The 14,877-nt window shown below is 68.1% G+C and carries 17 protein-coding genes; 16 read left to right on the top strand and 1 reads right to left on the bottom strand.

Translation table 11 applies throughout. From position 1 onward, the window contains the following. The first annotated feature begins 4 nt into the window (after positions 1 to 4). The 14 genes from BLA15945_RS01505 (at position 5) to BLA15945_RS01440 (ending at position 12,624) form a co-directional block, all read left to right on the top strand. Positions 5 to 1,810: a DUF2341 domain-containing protein gene (locus BLA15945_RS01505; protein WP_059240963.1), complete on the top strand. Its 1,806-nt coding sequence runs from the start codon at positions 5 to 7 to the stop codon at positions 1,808 to 1,810. Between the two features lie 19 nt (positions 1,811 to 1,829). Continuing rightward, entirely contained in the window at positions 1,830 to 2,240 is a 411-nt protein-coding gene (locus tag BLA15945_RS01500) for an ExbD/TolR family protein (protein WP_027780971.1), read from the top strand. A 10-nt stretch (positions 2,241 to 2,250) separates the two neighbouring features. After that, complete coding sequence (locus BLA15945_RS01495) at positions 2,251 to 2,940, top strand: energy transducer TonB family protein (protein ID WP_063805287.1); 690 nt, start codon at positions 2,251 to 2,253, stop codon at positions 2,938 to 2,940. Positions 2,941 to 3,077: 137 nt separating this feature from the next. After that, positions 3,078 to 4,835 (top strand): putative porin, encoded by a 1,758-nt coding sequence (locus tag BLA15945_RS01490; RefSeq protein ID WP_233464097.1) that lies wholly within the window; start codon positions 3,078 to 3,080, stop codon positions 4,833 to 4,835. 12 nt (positions 4,836 to 4,847) lie between these two features. Beyond that, positions 4,848 to 5,522, top strand: coding sequence for a hypothetical protein (locus BLA15945_RS01485; RefSeq protein ID WP_174991290.1), 675 nt, complete (start codon positions 4,848 to 4,850; stop codon positions 5,520 to 5,522). A 59-nt stretch (positions 5,523 to 5,581) separates the two neighbouring features. Then, positions 5,582 to 6,169 carry a YbjN domain-containing protein gene (locus BLA15945_RS01480; RefSeq protein ID WP_059240079.1) on the top strand — a complete coding sequence of 196 codons (588 nt, stop codon included), beginning with the start codon at positions 5,582 to 5,584 and terminating at the stop codon, positions 6,167 to 6,169. 65 nt (positions 6,170 to 6,234) lie between these two features. Continuing rightward, entirely contained in the window at positions 6,235 to 6,585 is a 351-nt protein-coding gene (locus BLA15945_RS01475; protein WP_174991289.1) for a hypothetical protein, read from the top strand. Positions 6,586 to 6,629: 44 nt separating this feature from the next. Further along, positions 6,630 to 7,520, top strand: a complete 891-nt coding sequence (locus tag BLA15945_RS01470) for a peptidylprolyl isomerase (protein ID WP_174991288.1) — start codon at positions 6,630 to 6,632, stop codon at positions 7,518 to 7,520. A gap of 8 nt (positions 7,521 to 7,528) precedes the next feature. Beyond that, positions 7,529 to 8,419: a hypothetical protein gene (locus BLA15945_RS01465; RefSeq protein ID WP_059240084.1), complete on the top strand. Its 891-nt coding sequence runs from the start codon at positions 7,529 to 7,531 to the stop codon at positions 8,417 to 8,419. A 40-nt stretch (positions 8,420 to 8,459) separates the two neighbouring features. Then, positions 8,460 to 8,837: a hypothetical protein gene (locus tag BLA15945_RS01460; protein ID WP_059240086.1), complete on the top strand. Its 378-nt coding sequence runs from the start codon at positions 8,460 to 8,462 to the stop codon at positions 8,835 to 8,837. 76 nt (positions 8,838 to 8,913) lie between these two features. Next, positions 8,914 to 10,374 carry a Do family serine endopeptidase gene (locus BLA15945_RS01455; RefSeq protein ID WP_174991287.1) on the top strand — a complete coding sequence of 487 codons (1,461 nt, stop codon included), beginning with the start codon at positions 8,914 to 8,916 and terminating at the stop codon, positions 10,372 to 10,374. 11 nt (positions 10,375 to 10,385) lie between these two features. Then, positions 10,386 to 10,868, top strand: coding sequence for a YbaB/EbfC family DNA-binding protein (locus BLA15945_RS01450; RefSeq protein WP_407045079.1), 483 nt, complete (start codon positions 10,386 to 10,388; stop codon positions 10,866 to 10,868). A gap of 91 nt (positions 10,869 to 10,959) precedes the next feature. After that, positions 10,960 to 11,439, top strand: a complete 480-nt coding sequence (tecA, locus tag BLA15945_RS01445; protein ID WP_059240090.1) for a type 6 secretion system effector deamidase TecA — start codon at positions 10,960 to 10,962, stop codon at positions 11,437 to 11,439. A gap of 291 nt (positions 11,440 to 11,730) precedes the next feature. Next, positions 11,731 to 12,624: an IclR family transcriptional regulator gene (locus BLA15945_RS01440; protein WP_059240092.1), complete on the top strand. Its 894-nt coding sequence runs from the start codon at positions 11,731 to 11,733 to the stop codon at positions 12,622 to 12,624. Between the two features lie 101 nt (positions 12,625 to 12,725). Here the strand turns inward: BLA15945_RS01440 and BLA15945_RS01435 are convergent, their stop codons facing one another. Beyond that, positions 12,726 to 13,805: a porin gene (locus tag BLA15945_RS01435; RefSeq protein WP_059240094.1), complete on the bottom strand. Its 1,080-nt coding sequence runs from the start codon at positions 13,803 to 13,805 to the stop codon at positions 12,726 to 12,728. A 436-nt stretch (positions 13,806 to 14,241) separates the two neighbouring features. Here BLA15945_RS01435 and BLA15945_RS01430 point away from each other — a divergent pair, with 436 nt between their 5' ends. Then, positions 14,242 to 14,559 (top strand): non-heme iron oxygenase ferredoxin subunit, encoded by a 318-nt coding sequence (locus tag BLA15945_RS01430; protein WP_006489883.1) that lies wholly within the window; start codon positions 14,242 to 14,244, stop codon positions 14,557 to 14,559. Position 14,560: 1 nt separating this feature from the next. Further along, positions 14,561 to 14,872 (top strand): recombinase-like helix-turn-helix domain-containing protein, encoded by a 312-nt coding sequence (locus BLA15945_RS01425; RefSeq protein WP_059240097.1) that lies wholly within the window; start codon positions 14,561 to 14,563, stop codon positions 14,870 to 14,872. Positions 14,873 to 14,877 lie beyond the last annotated feature (5 nt).

The following is a 14,877-nucleotide window of genomic DNA, read 5'->3' as shown; positions in this document are numbered from 1 at the left end:
GATCGTGAAGCGAGTCTTGTTTTTCCTGTTGGCGGTGATGCTCGGCGTATTGCCCGGCATCGCGAACGCATGGTGGCAGAACGACTGGTCGTACCGGAAGGCGATCACGATCGACGCGAGCGCGAAAGGCGCGAACCTCGCGGAATCGGCCGGCCGCGTGCCGCTGCTGATCCGCCTGCATGCCGGCAACTTCCAGTTCGACGGGCTGGCCGACAACGGCGCGGATATCCGCTTCGTCGCCGCCGACGACAAGACGCCGCTGAATTTCCATGTCGAGCAATACGATCCGGTGCTCGGCGTCGCCCTCATCTGGGTCGACGTGCCGAAGATGCCGGCCGGCGCCGCCGAGTCGATCTGGATGTACTACGGCAACAAGAAGGCGCCGGACGGCGGCAAGCCGGCCGAGACGTTCGATGCGGACTACACGCTCGTCTACCACTTCAACGGCGCGGCGGGCGCTCCGCCGAAGGATGCGACTGCGTACGGCAACAACGCGCCGAACGCGTCGTTCCGCACGGTCGAGGACGGCATCGTCGGCAAGGGCGCGCGGTTCGACGGCACGGGGTCGCTGACGCTGCCGGCGAGCGCGTCGTTGAATGTGCCGGCCGGTGGCAGCTTCACGTTCAGCGTGTGGGTGAAGCCGTCGGCGCTGGCGGCGAACACGCTGCTGTACAGCCACCGCGACGGCGCGAACGCGCTGCTGATCGGTCTCGACAACGGTGTGCCGTTCGCGGAAGCCGACGGCGCGGCCAACAATCCGGCGCCGGTGCGCACGCCGGCCGTCCCGCCGGTCGCGGCGAACCAGTGGACCCATCTCGCCGTCACGGCCGACGGCAAGAACCTGACCGTCTACGTGAACGGCAAGCAGGCCGCGCAGGTCGCGGCGACGCTGCCGGCGCTGAACGGCGCGGCGACGGTCGGTGCGGACGCCGCCGGTGCACCGGCCGGGTTTGCCGCGTATGCGGGTGCGCTCGACGAACTGCGTCTGTCGAAGATCGCGCGTTCGCCGGCGGCGATCGCCGTCGACGCGCTCGCGCAGGGCTCGGAATCGAAGCTCGTCGCGTACGGCGCCGATGAAAAGCAGTCGGGCTTCGGGTTCGGCTACTTCGGCGTGATCGTGCAGTCGGTGACCGTCGATGCGTGGGTCGTGATCGCGATCCTGCTCGGCATGGCGCTCGTGTCGTGGGTCGTGATGTGGACGAAGGCGCGCTACGTCGGCACGGTGGACAAGGCGAACCTGTATTTCGTGCAGCGCTTCCGCGAAGTGGCCGGGCGTCACCTGGTCGGTCTCGCGCATGTCGACGAAGCGAGCGTCGACGGCCGCCGGCTGTACCAGTCGTCGCTGTACCGGCTGTACCAGGCCGGCGTGCATGAGATTCACAGCCGCGTGGACGGCAACGGCCGCACGGTGATCACGTCCGAATCGATCGAGGCGATCCGCGCGTCGATGGACGCGACGCTCGTGCGCGAGAACCAGAAGCTGTCGAAATCGATGGTGCTGCTGACGATCGCGATCTCGGGCGGCCCGTTCCTCGGCCTGCTCGGCACGGTGGTCGGCGTGATGATCACGTTCGCGGCGATCGCGGCGGCCGGCGACGTGAACGTGAACGCGATCGCACCGGGTATCGCGGCCGCGCTGCTCGCGACGGTGACGGGCCTGTTCGTCGCGATTCCGGCGCTGTTCGGCTACAACTACCTGCTGATCCGCAACAAGAACGTGACCGCGAACATGCAGGTGTTCGTCGACGAATTCGTCACGCGCCTCGCCGAAGCCCACCGCGCGCCCGATCACGCGGTGCTGGCCGACTGACCGCACGCAGGAGACCACCATGCAGGTTCAGGACGACGACAAGCCGTACGACGACATCAACATCACGCCGATGCTCGACCTCGCGTACGTGCTGCTGATCATCTTCATCATCATGACGACCGCGTCGGTGCAGGGCATCAAGGTCGACCTGCCGAAGGCGAGCTCGTCCGCGAGTCTCGCGAAGCCGAAGACGAAGGCGATCACGGTCGCCGATTCGGGGCAGGTGTTCCTCGACGCGTATCCGGTGACGATGGACGAACTCGAAAGCCGGCTGCGCACCGAGAAGGCGACCAATCCGGAATTCCCGATCGTGCTGAAGGGCGACGCGGCCGTGCAGTACCAGAAGGTCATGGACGTGCTCGACCTGTTGCGCCGCCTCGACCTGTCGCAGGTCGGGCTCGTGACCGGCAAGGCGAAGCAGGGCGGCTGACGCGATGGAAATGACCTACAACGGCGGCCCGCCGCAGAAAGGCCCCGGCCGCTTCGTGAAGCCGGTTGCGATCGCGCTCGTGCTCGCGGGGCTGGCCGCGCTGATCTGGCGTTTCGCGGGCGATACCGCGGGCGTGAAGCGCGTGAGCGCGCCGCAGGTGACGACGGTGATCCCGTTGCCGCCGCCCCCTCCGCCGCCGAAGCAGAAGCCGCCGCCCGAGAAGGTGAAGGAAGAGGTCAAGACGCCCGTCGACCGGCCGACGATCGCGCCGAAGCCGTCCGAGGCGCCGAAGCCGTCGGACAACCAGCCGAAGCAGATGACGATGAATGCCGATGCGCAGGCCGGCAGCGACAACTTCGGCATCGGCGCGGGCGACGGCTCGGGGATGGTCGGCAGTGGTGGGGGCGGCGGGACGTTTGGCAGTGACGGTTACTCGCAGTATCTCAGCAGCGTCTTTCAACACGCGGTTCAGCAGGACAAGCACGTGCAGGAGGCAGGCGGCAATCGGTACACGGTCCGCCTGAATCTGTGGCTGGACCCAGCCGGGCACATCACGAAGGTCGAGATTACGCAATCGACCGGCGATCCGAGGCTGGATGCGGCGATCGTCGCGTCGATCGAGTCGATCGGCAAGATCGACGAACCACCGCCTCCCGGCGTGCGTTATCCGAAGTGGGTGACTTTGACCGGACGGAGCTAGACGGGGGCGGTACGGGAATCACGGGGCGGGTCCGGCGAGAGGGCTGTGCCAGGAAAAATACAGTAGATACGCGGAGAGCTGGAATGATTCGGAAGAAGAGAAATTGCGGCGAGCATGACGGCAATGAAGGAGTGCAGATGAGGCGCTCGCGTGTCAGTGCCGCCGTGGTCATGCTCGGGTTGACCTGCGCATCCGTCGCGCACGGGCAGTCGCTCGAGGCGCAGGCGGCATCGGGGAAGGCCGCGCCGACGGAAAGCGTGGTGATCAACCTGATCAACCTGCTCGTCAAGCGCGGCGTGCTCACGCAGCAGAATGCGAACCAGCTGATCAGCGAGGCGCGTACCGAAGCCACGCAGGCCAGGGCGGCCCGCGCGTCGGGCGCACCGGTCGTGGCGGGCGGCGTGGTCAACCCGCCGACGCAGCCGGGCGACGTCGCGGTGCCGTATGTGCCGCAGCTCGTGCGCGACCAGATCCGCGACCAGGTGAAGCAGGAAGTGATCGCGCAGGCGAAGTCCGAGAACTGGGCGCAGCCGAACACGTTCCCCGACTGGGTGTCGCGCATCAAGCTCGACGGCGACCTGCGCGTGCGCGACGAGTATCACTTCTACGGCAGCCGTAACGCGAACAACGTCACGAACTTCGCGGCGATCAACCAGGGCGGCGGGTTCGACATCAACCCGAACACCAACACGACGCAGCTGCCGACGCAGAACACCACGCAGAACCGCAACAACCTGCTGCGCTACCGTGCGCGGCTCGGCGTGACCGCGACGCTGTCCGACGACATGACGGCCGGCCTCCAGCTCGCGAGCGGCAACGACAACGGGCCCGTATCGACGACGTCGACTGCCGGCGGCGGCTGGGGGAAGAAGAACATCTGGCTGAACAAGGCGTTCTTCGCATACAAGCCGACCTCGTGGCTGAACCTGACGGCCGGCCGTTTCGACAATCCGTTCTTCAAGTCGGATCTCGTGTTCTCCGACGACCTGATGATGGACGGGCTGGCCGCGAACCTGCGCCATGCGCTGCCGTGGAATCCGGACGTCACGCTGTTCGGCACGCTCGGCGTGTTCCCGATCCAGTACACGAGCGAGAACTTCCCGTCGAACAGCACCGACAAGGCCGGCAGCGACACGAAATGGATGTTCGGCGCGCAGTTCGGCGCGGACTGGAAGATCGACGCGAAGAACCGGCTGCGCGGTGCGGTTGCGTACTACGACTTCCAGAACATGCGCGGCACGCTGTCGTCGCCGTGCGCGCTGTATCTCGGCGCGACGAACTGCAGCACCGACAACCAGGCGCCGGCGTTCATGCAGGGCGGCAACACGCTGATCGCGCTGCGCAACATCGTGCAGAACCCGAACCTCGCGCCGGGGATGACGCCGCAGCCGCAACTCTTCGGGCTCGCGTACAACTACCGGCTGCTCGACCTGAAGGCGCAGTGGGACACGGTGGTGGCCGACCGCTTCAAGCTGCGCCTGGACGGCGAATACGTGCGCAACCTCGCGTACAACGACAACAAGGCGTTTGCGGCGGCGTCGCTGCCGGTCAACAACTACGAATCGACGACGGTGAACGCGACACGTGCCGACTATCGCAGCGGCCCGAACGGCTTCCTCGCGAAGGCGACGGTCGGCGAGCCGGAGCCGCGCGAGAAGGGCCAGTGGAATTTCTCGATCGCGTACAAGTACCTGCAGCCGGACGCCGTGCTCGACGCGTTCAACGATCCCGACTTCCATCTCGGCGGCACCAACGCGCGCGGCTACGTGATCGGCGCCGCGTATGCGGTCGCGCGCGATACATGGGTGTCGGCCCGCTACCTGAGCTCGAAGGAAGTGTACGGGCCGCCGGTATCGATCGACGTGCTGCAGATCGAGCTCAACGCTCGCTTCTGACCGGAGCCGCGAATGAACACGATCACTCGCACGATGCTGGCGGCCGGCGTGGCCGGCGCGCTGCTGTTCGCGGCCGGCGGCGCGCACGCGCAGGGCATCGAGGACAAGCTGCGCAGCCAGTTGCGCACCACCGTGCAGGAGCTGCGCCAGTTGCAGGACAACCAGGCGCAGTTGCAAAGCGACAAGGCGGCGGCCGAGAAGCAGCGCGACGACGCGCTCGCGCAACTGAAGGCGATGCAGGGGCAACTGGCGGCGGCGCGCGGCGATTCGGGCGCCGAGGCGGCCGCGAAGCGTGCGCTCGCGCAGGAGCGGGCCGGCCGGGAGCAGGACGCGAAGTCGCTGGCGAAATACAAGTCGTCCTATGAGGACCTGCTCGCCGTATCGCGCGCCCGCGATACGCAGCACACGCAACTGCAGAAGGACGCCGCTGCGCGCGACACGCAACTGAAAACCTGCCAGGCCCACAATGCCGAGCTGTATCGCGTGGGGCACGAGATTCTCGATGCGTACGAGCACGTCGGGATCGGCACGTTCTTCTCGTCGCGGCAGCCGTTCGCGCAGTCGGCGCGCGTGAAGTACGACGATCTCGCGCAACGCTACGGCGATGCGCTGTATGCGGGCAAGTACGATCCGGCCACGCGTCAGGCCGCTGCTGCTGCGGCGGCTTCGGCGGCGAGCGCACCGTGAGCGTGCGGCCCGGCATCTCGCTTGATTTCATCGATTCGCCGATTACGAGGAAGACAGACATGCAAGACACACAACCGAACGCCGGCGACGAACGCGCGGCACACGATGCGCCGATCGAAGCGATCAGCGCCGACCGTCTGGCCGACGTGCTGCGCCGCGCGGGTTACCGCGTGACGGCGGCCGAACAGAACGGCGCGGTGCAGCTCATGAGCGCGAGCCAGGGCATCGGTTTCGCGGTGCGCTTCGGCAACCCGGCCGCGGCGCTCGCGCCGCAGGGCAGCGACGCGGCGCCCGCCGCGCTGCCGTACATCGACTACACGTTGTCGTGCGTGCTGCAGGTGCAGGGCGAATTGCCGATCGAACTCGTTGCGGACTGGAACCGCACCAAGCGCTTCGCACGTCTCGCGAGCCACGGGCCGTTTCTCGCGCTGGAGATGGACGTGGTCGTCGCGGGCGGCGTGTCCGAGCGCTACCTGCGCTCGACGATCGAGCTGTGGGATCGCCTGATCCAGGAATTCCTGCTGCACTTGCGCAACCGTCCGGCGATGGCGGAGCAGGAGGCGGCCGCACGTACGGCGGCGGGCAGTCAGGATCGCGAATCGGCCGCCGTCGCAACGGCCGGATTCGAGGCCGCCGCGCAATCGTGATCGCCGCCGGCCGGATCGCCGCCGCTCTATGCGCGTGGCTGCCGGGTCGCAAGCGATCCGGCGCGATGCCCGCCGGCGATGCGCCCGCAGTGTGGGGCGCGTATGCGCAACGCGTCGCGCCGTGGCTGCACGCGGTACTCGATGGCGACGACGCACCCGCACGCGATCTGCGTGCCGGCGTCGAGCGCTGGGCCGACGCGCAGGCCGGGACCGGCGGCGACGGGCCCGTGCTGCCGGTGCGCGCGTGGTTCGACCGGCGCGGGCGCGTGACGCGCGTCGATAGCGGGGCGGGTGGGCAGCCGGCGCTCGATGCCGCGCTGCATGCGGCGCTCGTCGGCCGGACGGTCGGCATTGCGCCGCCGCGCGGGATGGCGCAACCGCTGGTGCTGCGCGTGACGCTGACAGGTTCGCGCTGACGCGGCATCCGCGTATCCAGAACAATCCAGAGGGCAATCGAACGATGATGACGAAGATGAAGATGCGGGCGATGGTGGCAGGCAGTCTCGTGCTGGGTGCGCCGCTGGTTGCGCACGCACAGGACGACGTGATCGCGAATGCCGCACAGGCGTCGGTGACGCAGGCCGACATCGCGGGGCTGTTGAAGTCGGTGAGCCCCGAAGGGCGCGAGCGCCTTGCGGCCGATCCCGCGGCGCTGGACCAGGTCGTGCGTTCGACGCTCGCGCAGAAAGCCGTGCTGGCCGAGGCGAAATCGAAGGGCTGGGACAAACAGGCGCAGGTGCAGGCGGCCGTCGAGCAGGCGCAGCGCGATATCGTCGTGCGCAGCTATCTGGCGTCGGTGAATGCGCCGCCGGCCGACTACCCGTCGGACGCGGAGCTTCAGTCCGCCTACGACACGAACCGCGCCGCGTTCACCGCGCCGCGCGCGCTGCACGTCGCGCAGATCTATATCGCGGTACCGCCGAACGCGGATGGAGCGACGCTCGAGAAGGCGCGCAAGCAGGCGGCCGATCTCGCGAACCGCGCGCGCAGCGGCGACTTCGCGGCGCTGGCGAAGGCGAATTCGCAGGACAAGGCGAGCGCCGCCAATGGCGGCGACCTCGGGTTCGTGCCCGACCAGCTGATGGTGCCGGCGGTCCGCCAGGCGGCCGATGCGCTGAAGCCGGGCCAGGTGTCCGCGCCGGTCCGCACGCCGGCCGGCTTTCACGTCGTGAAGCTGATCGACAGTCGCGCGGCCGCGCCGCGCCCGCTGGCCGACGTGAAGGAGCAACTGCGCGCGATGCTGCGCGCGCAGCGCACGCAGCAGAATGCGCAAACCTATCTCGCGAAGCTCGCCGCGAACGCGCCGATCAACGAAGACGCGCTGAAGAAAGCGCTCGCGTCGGCCCGGTAGGCACGCTCATGGCAACTGTCCGTTCGACGCCGCGCATCGCGGCGCCCGACGCGCGCACGCCCGGGCGGCGGCGCCCGGCCGCGGCCGCCGATCGTCCGCGCATGCCGAAGGCGAACCCGTGGCCGGGCCGGCCCGGCGAGTGGCCGACGCATTGTCCGCTGTGTTTCGGTGCGCTGGAGCCGCTGCCCGGTGCGGGCGGGTATGCGCGGCACCGGAGCGCGCGATGTTCCGCGCAGTGCGTGCTCACGACGCGCCAGTACCAGCCGGAGGAGCTGACGATTCGCGGCTCGCGCGACGTGCAGGTCGCGGCCCGTCATCGCGAGCGTTTCATCGCGCAGTGGTCGCGCCATTACGCGCTGATGCGCCGTGCGTGGCCCGCGCTGACGATCGGGCGCTTCATCGCGGTGATCTCGTGCGCGGATGTCGCGGATCTCTGGTCGTACCGGATGTTGCGCGACGACGATCTCGCGGCCTTGCTGCTCGTGCTGGCCGGTTTCCTGCGCGTGCCGGATACGTCGGGTGCCGCTGCGTCGGGCGCTGCAGCGCCCGGTGCCGGTACACACGGTGCCGGTATGCCAGGCGCCGATACATCGGGCACCGAGGCGCGCGCGCCCGCGGTGCGCTGGGTGCGTTTCTGGTTCGACGCGAGCGTGCGCGACGCCGGCGATCTGTGGACGGCCGGCAACGACGCGCCGCCGCTGTTCCGCGTCGACTACCGGGAACCGCTCGTCACGCCGTATCCAACCGGCGCGCAGGTGCACGCGTGGCAGCCGGTCGACGGGATGCGCGAGGCGTGGGCACGGCATGCCGATGCGGATGAGCCGGCCGTCAGCTCTGCCGATCGCGCGGCGTTCGCGCGCTTCCTGGCTCGCGCGCCGGTGTCGGGTGCGGGCGGTTGACGGCATGCCCGCGATGGAGTCGTCACGGATGGAGGGGCGGATGAAGATGCAACGGAGCGGAATCGCGGCGATCGTCTGCGTGCTGCTGGCGGCCGGCGCGCATGCGCAGGGCAGCCGCGCGGGCCCGGGTGGGTCCGCACCGGCCGGTCCGGGTTCGGCGGCGAAGCCGGTGTGCGTCGATGCGGAAGTCGACGGCCGGCGCGCGCTGTCGTACGACTGCCTGAGCGAGCAACTGAAGCCGAAAGCCGACGCGCAGGCGGGCGCCTCGCAAACGGATTCGGAGCGGCTGTCGAAACAGCCGTCGAACCGTCTCGGCACGTTCAACCTGTCGACCGAGAGGAACCGCTTCGGCTCGAACTGGGGCCGGTCGGTGACGCCGCAACGGCCCGATGCGCCGGTTGCGGTGCCGCCGAGGTAACGGAGGCGGCCGCCAGTGCGGCAAAGGCATCGATGAGCCGGCGGCGTGCCGGCGCGAACCGACGAGGAGCGGCACCATGACAGCGGGCTGGCATACGGAGCGGGCGGCGGTGCTGCGGGCGATCGCGGGGGCGCTCGCGATCGCGTACGCAGGCGCAAGCGCCTGCGCGGCGGCACAGTCCGTCGAGCGGTCCGCGCAGGCGGTGGCCGTCCCGCCGACCGTCGCGCTGCCGAACTTCGCCGCGCTGGTCCGGCGTGTCGGGCCGGCCGTCGTCAACATCAGCGTCACGCGCGAGGTCACGCAGATGGGTATCCAGCTGCCGCCGGGCATCGCGCCCGACCATCCGCTCGCACCGTTTCTCGCGCGGCGCGTGATCGGCAACCGGGAGGAAGTGAGTCTCGGCTCGGGTTTCATCGTCAGTGCGGACGGCGTGATCCTGACCAATCGTCACGTGGTCGGCGACGCTGTGAGCATCGACGTGAAGCTGACCGACAAGCGCCAGTTCAAGGGGCGCGTGATCGGCAGCGATCCGGTGTCCGATGTCGCGGTGATCCGCATCGACGCGCACAACCTGCCGGTCGTCGCGACCGGCGATCCGGCGCGCACCGAAGTCGGCGACTGGGTGATGGCGATCGGGTCGCCGTACGGGTTCGCGAACACCGTCACGCAGGGCATTGTCAGTGCGAAGTCGCGCTCGTTGCCCGGCGAGCAGGCAATTCCGTTCATCCAGACCGACGTGCCGATCAACCCCGGCAATTCGGGCGGCCCGCTGTTCGATCTCGGCGGCCGCGTGATTGCGATCAACTCGATGATCTTCTCGAAGACGGGCGGCTATCAGGGGCTCGCGTTCGCGATTCCGATCGATATCGCGCTCGACGTGAAGGACCAGTTGCTGCGTACCGGCAAGGTCACGCGCGGCCGGCTCGGCGTGGCCGTGCAGGAAGTGAGCCAGGCGCTCGCGCGTTCGTTCGGCCTCGCGAGCCCGGATGGCGCGCTGATCACGATGGTCGAGCCGGACGGCCCGGCCGCGCACGCGGGCCTGCAGGCAGGTGACGTCGTGCTCGCGGTCGACGGCAGGCCGGTCGCCGAATCGGCGGATCTGCTCGGCACGGTGGCGGGCATGCGGGCGGGGCGGCAGGCCGACCTGCTCGTGTGGCGCGCGGGCCGGGCGATGCATGTGATCGCGACGGTCGCCGCGGTCGACAGCGGCACGGCGCCGGCCGGTGCCGAGCAGGGCCCGGCGCGGTTCGGACTCGCGCTGCGTGCGGCGACGGAGCCGGAGCGCCTGCGGCTCGGCGTCGGTCAGGCACTCGTCGTCGAGCAGGCGAGCGGCCAGGCCGCTCGCGCGGGTTTGCAGCCCGGCGATATCGTGCTGTCGGTCAACGGCACGCCGGTCGCGAGCATCGGTGCGCTGATGGCCGGGATCGACGCCGCGCACGGCAACGTCGCGCTGCTGGTTCAGCGGGGCGGCACGCGGCTGTATCTGCCGATCGAGATCGGACGGGCGGACCCAACGTCGAAACGGGAGGCGGGATGAAGCAAATGCAAATGCAAAGGCGGGGCGCATCCGGATGGCTGCGCGCGATCGTGGCTGCCGCCGTACTGGCGTTGGGCGTTGCGCCGGCGTTCGCGCAGACGGCCGACGTGCCGCCAACGTGGCTCCGCTACGGCCAGCTCGCCGGGCAGCAGTTCCAGACGTGGCTCGAAGCGGACGGCGAGGCGGCCGACCGGCTCCACCGTTATCTCGAGACACGCGTGCTGAACGCGCGCGCCGATGCGCCGCCGCCCGCGATCGTCGTGCGTGCGTGGATCGGCGCGAACGGCGTCGTCACGCGCGTCGAGTTCGCGTCGCTCGGCGATTCCGATGCGGACGCGGCACTGCGGCAGCTCCTGACGGCCGGCCCGCTCGCCGAGCCGCCGCCGCGCGACATGCTGCAACCGTTGCGCGTGCGCCTGCGGCTCGCGCCGAATCCCGATGCGGACGCCGCCGCGCCGGCGTCGGCGTCCGCGGCGCGCGCGATGACGTTCTGAGCCGGATCGACGTCGGCCGATATCGTAATAAGATATGAGGTTATTGCATTGGCGGGACGATGACGTTCTGCTTCCCCTAAAAGGAGCTTCCATGCAACTGACCCAGCTAGGCGGGCATGTCGCCCAATCCGGTACCGCCGAACGGCAAAAACACGCGCAGGCGCTGATGTTCGGGATGGCGAACATCGACGAGTACGTATCCCGCGGCGTCTGCTACGACGCCGCGGCCTATGTCCGGTATCTGCTGCGCGCCGACGCGATGATCGCGCCCGGTGCGCTGCTCGATACGATCGGTCAGCTGTGGAGGACGCGGTTCAACTTCGAGACCGGCGATCAGTGGGACGGGCGCGCGAGCATTCCGGCGGGCACCGCGGTCGGCTTCGCGCGCGGCACGAATGTCTTTCACGCGGCGATCGCCGTCGGCGGCACTCGGATCCGCGGGATAAACGGCGGCCTGCTGGGCGCGGGATGGCTGCATACGGTCGACCTGGCTCGGGTGCTGCAGCCGGATCCGGCCGGCGGCTTCACGTACGACCGCACGAACATTCGCGTCTATCTGTCGCGCCTGTAGCCGCTCCGGCGTCGGGTTCCACGCCGGGCATCGTTGCCCGGCCGTGTGCCGCGCATCCGTGCCGCGCCGCGCGGCCGCCGGCCTGACGTTCGGCGATTTCCGCATGGCGTCGCGCTCCAACGCTGCTATCCTCTCGACCTTGAATGACGCCTCATGGAGGCGTGGATGCCCATGCTGCATCGCGGCGACGCGCACCGGTGCGAGCCCGGGCGCGCGCTGAGGTAGCATGACTGAATATCCACGATGATCCATGACCCGTTTCGTGACTGATTTCCTTCCGTCCATGTCCACATGGTCAAGACAACGATGAGCGACGCACCCGATCCGGCGACGCCCGGCGACGACGAGTCGTCCGGCGGCGCTTCGTCCTATCTGGTGCCGGGGCTCGAACGCGGGCTGCGGATCCTCGCCGAATTCTCCGCGCGCGAGCCCGTCCTCGGCGCGCCCGAACTGTCGAAGCGCATCGGCATTCCGCGCACGACCACGTTCCGCCTGCTGCAGACGCTCGAGGCGCTCGGTTTCCTCGAGCGCGTGAACGGCGACCGCTATTTCCGGCTCGGCGTCGGCGTGCTGCGGCTCGGCTTCGAATACCTGAACTCGCTCGAACTGACCGATCTCGGTACGCCCGTGCTCGAACGGTTGCGCGATTCGACCGGCCTGTCGACGCATCTGCTGATTCGCGACCAGCGCGATGTCGTGTTCGTCGCGAAGGCACAGAGCAATGCGTCGATGTTCGGTTCGGTGAAGGTGCACGTCGGCACGCGCTTGCCCGCGCATGCGACGGTGCATGGCCACGTGCTGATGGGCGACCTCACGCGCGACGCGCTGCGCCAGCTCTATCCGGAGAAAAAGCTCGAACAGTTCACCGAGCGCACGCCGGGCAGCGTCGACGAGCTGTACGAACGCGTGCGGCATTACGCGCGGCTCGGCTATGCGGTCAGCGAGGCGGCATTCGAGAGCGGCATTTCGGCCGTGACCGCACCCGTGCGCGATCATTCAGGCTCGATCGTCGCGGCGATCACCGCGACGGTGCCGCGCTCGGAGATCGGCGAGGCCCGCGAGAAGGAGCGGCTCGTCGAAGCCGTGTGCGGGGCGGCGGTCGATCTGTCGCAGCGACTGAACTACCGTCCGCTCGAAAGCGACCCGACGTTCGCGCATGCGCGCCACAAGGTCGCGATGTTCTGACGCCGGCGCGTCGGACGGGCCGCGGCACGCGGCATCGCAAACGAAAAAGAGCGGCCCGCGGGCCGCTCTTTTCATGTCGGGCACCGAATGCCCTGCATCGCTCAGAACGAGTGGTGGATCCCGGTCAGCACGATCACCTGGTTCGCGGTGCTCGACACGCCGGCCGTGAAGAACGCGGCCTGGGCGCCGCCCGAGCCGTGTTCGTAGAGCACGTTCGCATACAGCTGCGTGCGCTTCGACAACGCGTAGATGTCGCCGAGCTCGACCTGCGTCCAGCGGCGGCCGGCCAGCGTCGTGGTCGCCGCACCGCCCGCGATCGTATTGAACGCGCTGCTGCGGTAGTTCACGCCCGCGTCGTAGCTCTGGAACGTATCCGAATAGCCGTTCGACTGCATCTTCGTGCGCGTGTAGAGGCCATGCACGAGGAAGTCGCCGAACTGGTAGGACGCGCCCGCGCCGATGTTCTCGACCTTGTTCGCGAGGTAGCCGTTCGCGGTGTTCTGCCCCTGGAACGACGTAATGCCCGTCTGGCTGATCAGGATCGAGCGGTCGTGCTCGTTCGAGTACACGGCCGACGCCTTGAACGGCCCGTTCGCATAGTTCAGCGCGACACCGACCGACTTGCCGGTCGAGAAGTTGGTCGTGTTGCCGAAGGCCAGCGTGGCCGCGGCCGAGAAGCCCGCGAAGGTCGGCGAACGGTACTTGACCGCGTTGTTGTACGGCACGTTGCCGGTCGCGGCGAGCCCGTCGATGTTGCCGGGGTGGAACGCGTACCAGCTCATCGCGAGGTAGGCCGTGCTGAGCGGATCGAGATAGTCGAACGTCAGTGGCGTCTGGCGGCCGAGCGTCAGCGTGCCGTAGCGCTCCGAGCTGAGGCCGACGTACGCCGCGCGGTTCCAGATCGTGTTCGCGGTCGCGAACTGGCCGTTGTTCGTATAGAAGCCGTTTTCGAGCTGGAAGATCGCCGACAGGCCGCTGCCGAGGTCTTCCTTGCCTTTCAGGCCCCACCGGTCGGGCTGCGTGTTGCCCTGGATCATCGCCCATTTCGCGTGGCCGCCGACGTTGTTCACGTAAGCGACACCCGCATCCAGGCTGCCGTACAGCGTCACGCTGCTCTGTGCCCACGCGCCCGACGCGGCGCCCAATCCGATCACTGCTGCTGCTACCGCATGCTTGACCATTTGATCTCCTGAATCTCCAACCTGATGAAAACGTGCCGTGGCGGCATGCGCGCGGACGGTCGTCCGTCGCGCGGTTGTCCGCTATCCGGCGGGCATTTTTATGTTCCATATAAGGAACAGTGTGCCTCTGATGGAATGGAGTATAGAGGCGTCAAGCGCCGGATCAAAAATAAATTTTTCGGGACGGATGGGTGCCGGATCGATGCCCGGCAGTGGTGCGCGGCGCCTCGATAAACCCGGTAAATCCCCGCCATACAAAGAAAAATTACATTTGATAAGGCGGTCGGGCGCGATCCCCGACCCACCGGTCAGTATTTTCCCTAGGACATGCAGCTTTTTGTTTTACTCGTGGAAAGTCACTCCTATAATCACCATCCATAAACTGCTGTTCCGGGTATGGAACAAACTGAGAGTCGATCAGAAGGAAGGGTGTGAGATGTCTGAACAATGGATTTGCGCCGGTCATGCCGGCGCGCTGTCGGAAGACACGCCGATCGAGTTCAAGCGGACCGACGGCGTGGAAATCGGGATCTACCGCGTCGGCGACGACGTGTATGCGCTCGAAAACGTGTGCCCGCATGCGTACGCGCTGCTGACGCAGGGGTTCGTCGACGAAGGCACCGTCGAATGCCCGCTGCACGAGGCCGTGTTCGACATCAAGACGGGCGAATGCCTGAAGGGTCCGGGCGGACGCGCGCTGAAGCAGTACGCGGTGCGCCTCGCCGGCGAGGAAATCCAGATCAAGGTGGAATGACATGAAAGAAGCGACCGTCAACTTCAATCCCTTCCTGAAGCCGTGGGTGGCGCCGCAGCCGAACAACGTCGCGGGCAAGGGGCAGATCGAGATCCCCGGCCAGGTCGAGAACCAGGTCTGGCAGAACCGCAAGGCCGCGCCGACCCAGTACGAGAACGACCTCGGCGATGCGCTCGAACGCGTGTTCGAAGCCGGCGCAACCGAGCTGGACGACGTCGTCGCGGGCCTGAATCGCATCGGCTTCCGCGCGCCGGACGGCACGGCGTGGAGCGCCGAACGTTTCCGCGCCGAAATGGCCGCGCTCGCGGAATGAGCGCG

The sequence above is a fragment of the Burkholderia arboris genome (assembly GCF_902499125.1).
GTDB classification, from domain to species: domain Bacteria; phylum Pseudomonadota; class Gammaproteobacteria; order Burkholderiales; family Burkholderiaceae; genus Burkholderia; species Burkholderia arboris.
This window is presented reverse-complemented; position numbering and strand designations above follow the sequence as displayed.

Bases quoted from the DNA above. Each gene is read 5' to 3' on its own strand.
- BLA15945_RS01475 (WP_174991289.1), top strand. From the start codon at position 6,235: ATGCCCGCCGGCGATGCGCCCGCAGTGTGGGGCGCGTATGCGCAACGC.
- BLA15945_RS01495 (WP_063805287.1), top strand. From the start codon at position 2,251: ATGACCTACAACGGCGGCCCGCCGCAGAAAGGCCCCGGCCGCTTCGTG.
- tecA (WP_059240090.1), top strand. From the start codon at position 10,960: ATGCAACTGACCCAGCTAGGCGGGCATGTCGCCCAATCCGGTACCGCC.
- BLA15945_RS01470 (WP_174991288.1), top strand. From the start codon at position 6,630: ATGATGACGAAGATGAAGATGCGGGCGATGGTGGCAGGCAGTCTCGTG.
- BLA15945_RS01455 (WP_174991287.1), top strand. From the start codon at position 8,914: ATGACAGCGGGCTGGCATACGGAGCGGGCGGCGGTGCTGCGGGCGATC.
- BLA15945_RS01435 (WP_059240094.1), bottom strand. From the start codon at position 13,805: ATGGTCAAGCATGCGGTAGCAGCAGCAGTGATCGGATTGGGCGCCGCG.
- BLA15945_RS01465 (WP_059240084.1), top strand. From the start codon at position 7,529: ATGGCAACTGTCCGTTCGACGCCGCGCATCGCGGCGCCCGACGCGCGC.
- BLA15945_RS01450 (WP_407045079.1), top strand. From the start codon at position 10,386: ATGCAAAGGCGGGGCGCATCCGGATGGCTGCGCGCGATCGTGGCTGCC.
- BLA15945_RS01500 (WP_027780971.1), top strand. From the start codon at position 1,830: ATGCAGGTTCAGGACGACGACAAGCCGTACGACGACATCAACATCACG.
- BLA15945_RS01430 (WP_006489883.1), top strand. From the start codon at position 14,242: ATGTCTGAACAATGGATTTGCGCCGGTCATGCCGGCGCGCTGTCGGAA.
- BLA15945_RS01460 (WP_059240086.1), top strand. From the start codon at position 8,460: ATGAAGATGCAACGGAGCGGAATCGCGGCGATCGTCTGCGTGCTGCTG.
- BLA15945_RS01490 (WP_233464097.1), top strand. From the start codon at position 3,078: ATGAGGCGCTCGCGTGTCAGTGCCGCCGTGGTCATGCTCGGGTTGACC.
- BLA15945_RS01485 (WP_174991290.1), top strand. From the start codon at position 4,848: ATGAACACGATCACTCGCACGATGCTGGCGGCCGGCGTGGCCGGCGCG.
- BLA15945_RS01480 (WP_059240079.1), top strand. From the start codon at position 5,582: ATGCAAGACACACAACCGAACGCCGGCGACGAACGCGCGGCACACGAT.
- BLA15945_RS01425 (WP_059240097.1), top strand. From the start codon at position 14,561: ATGAAAGAAGCGACCGTCAACTTCAATCCCTTCCTGAAGCCGTGGGTG.
- BLA15945_RS01440 (WP_059240092.1), top strand. From the start codon at position 11,731: ATGGTCAAGACAACGATGAGCGACGCACCCGATCCGGCGACGCCCGGC.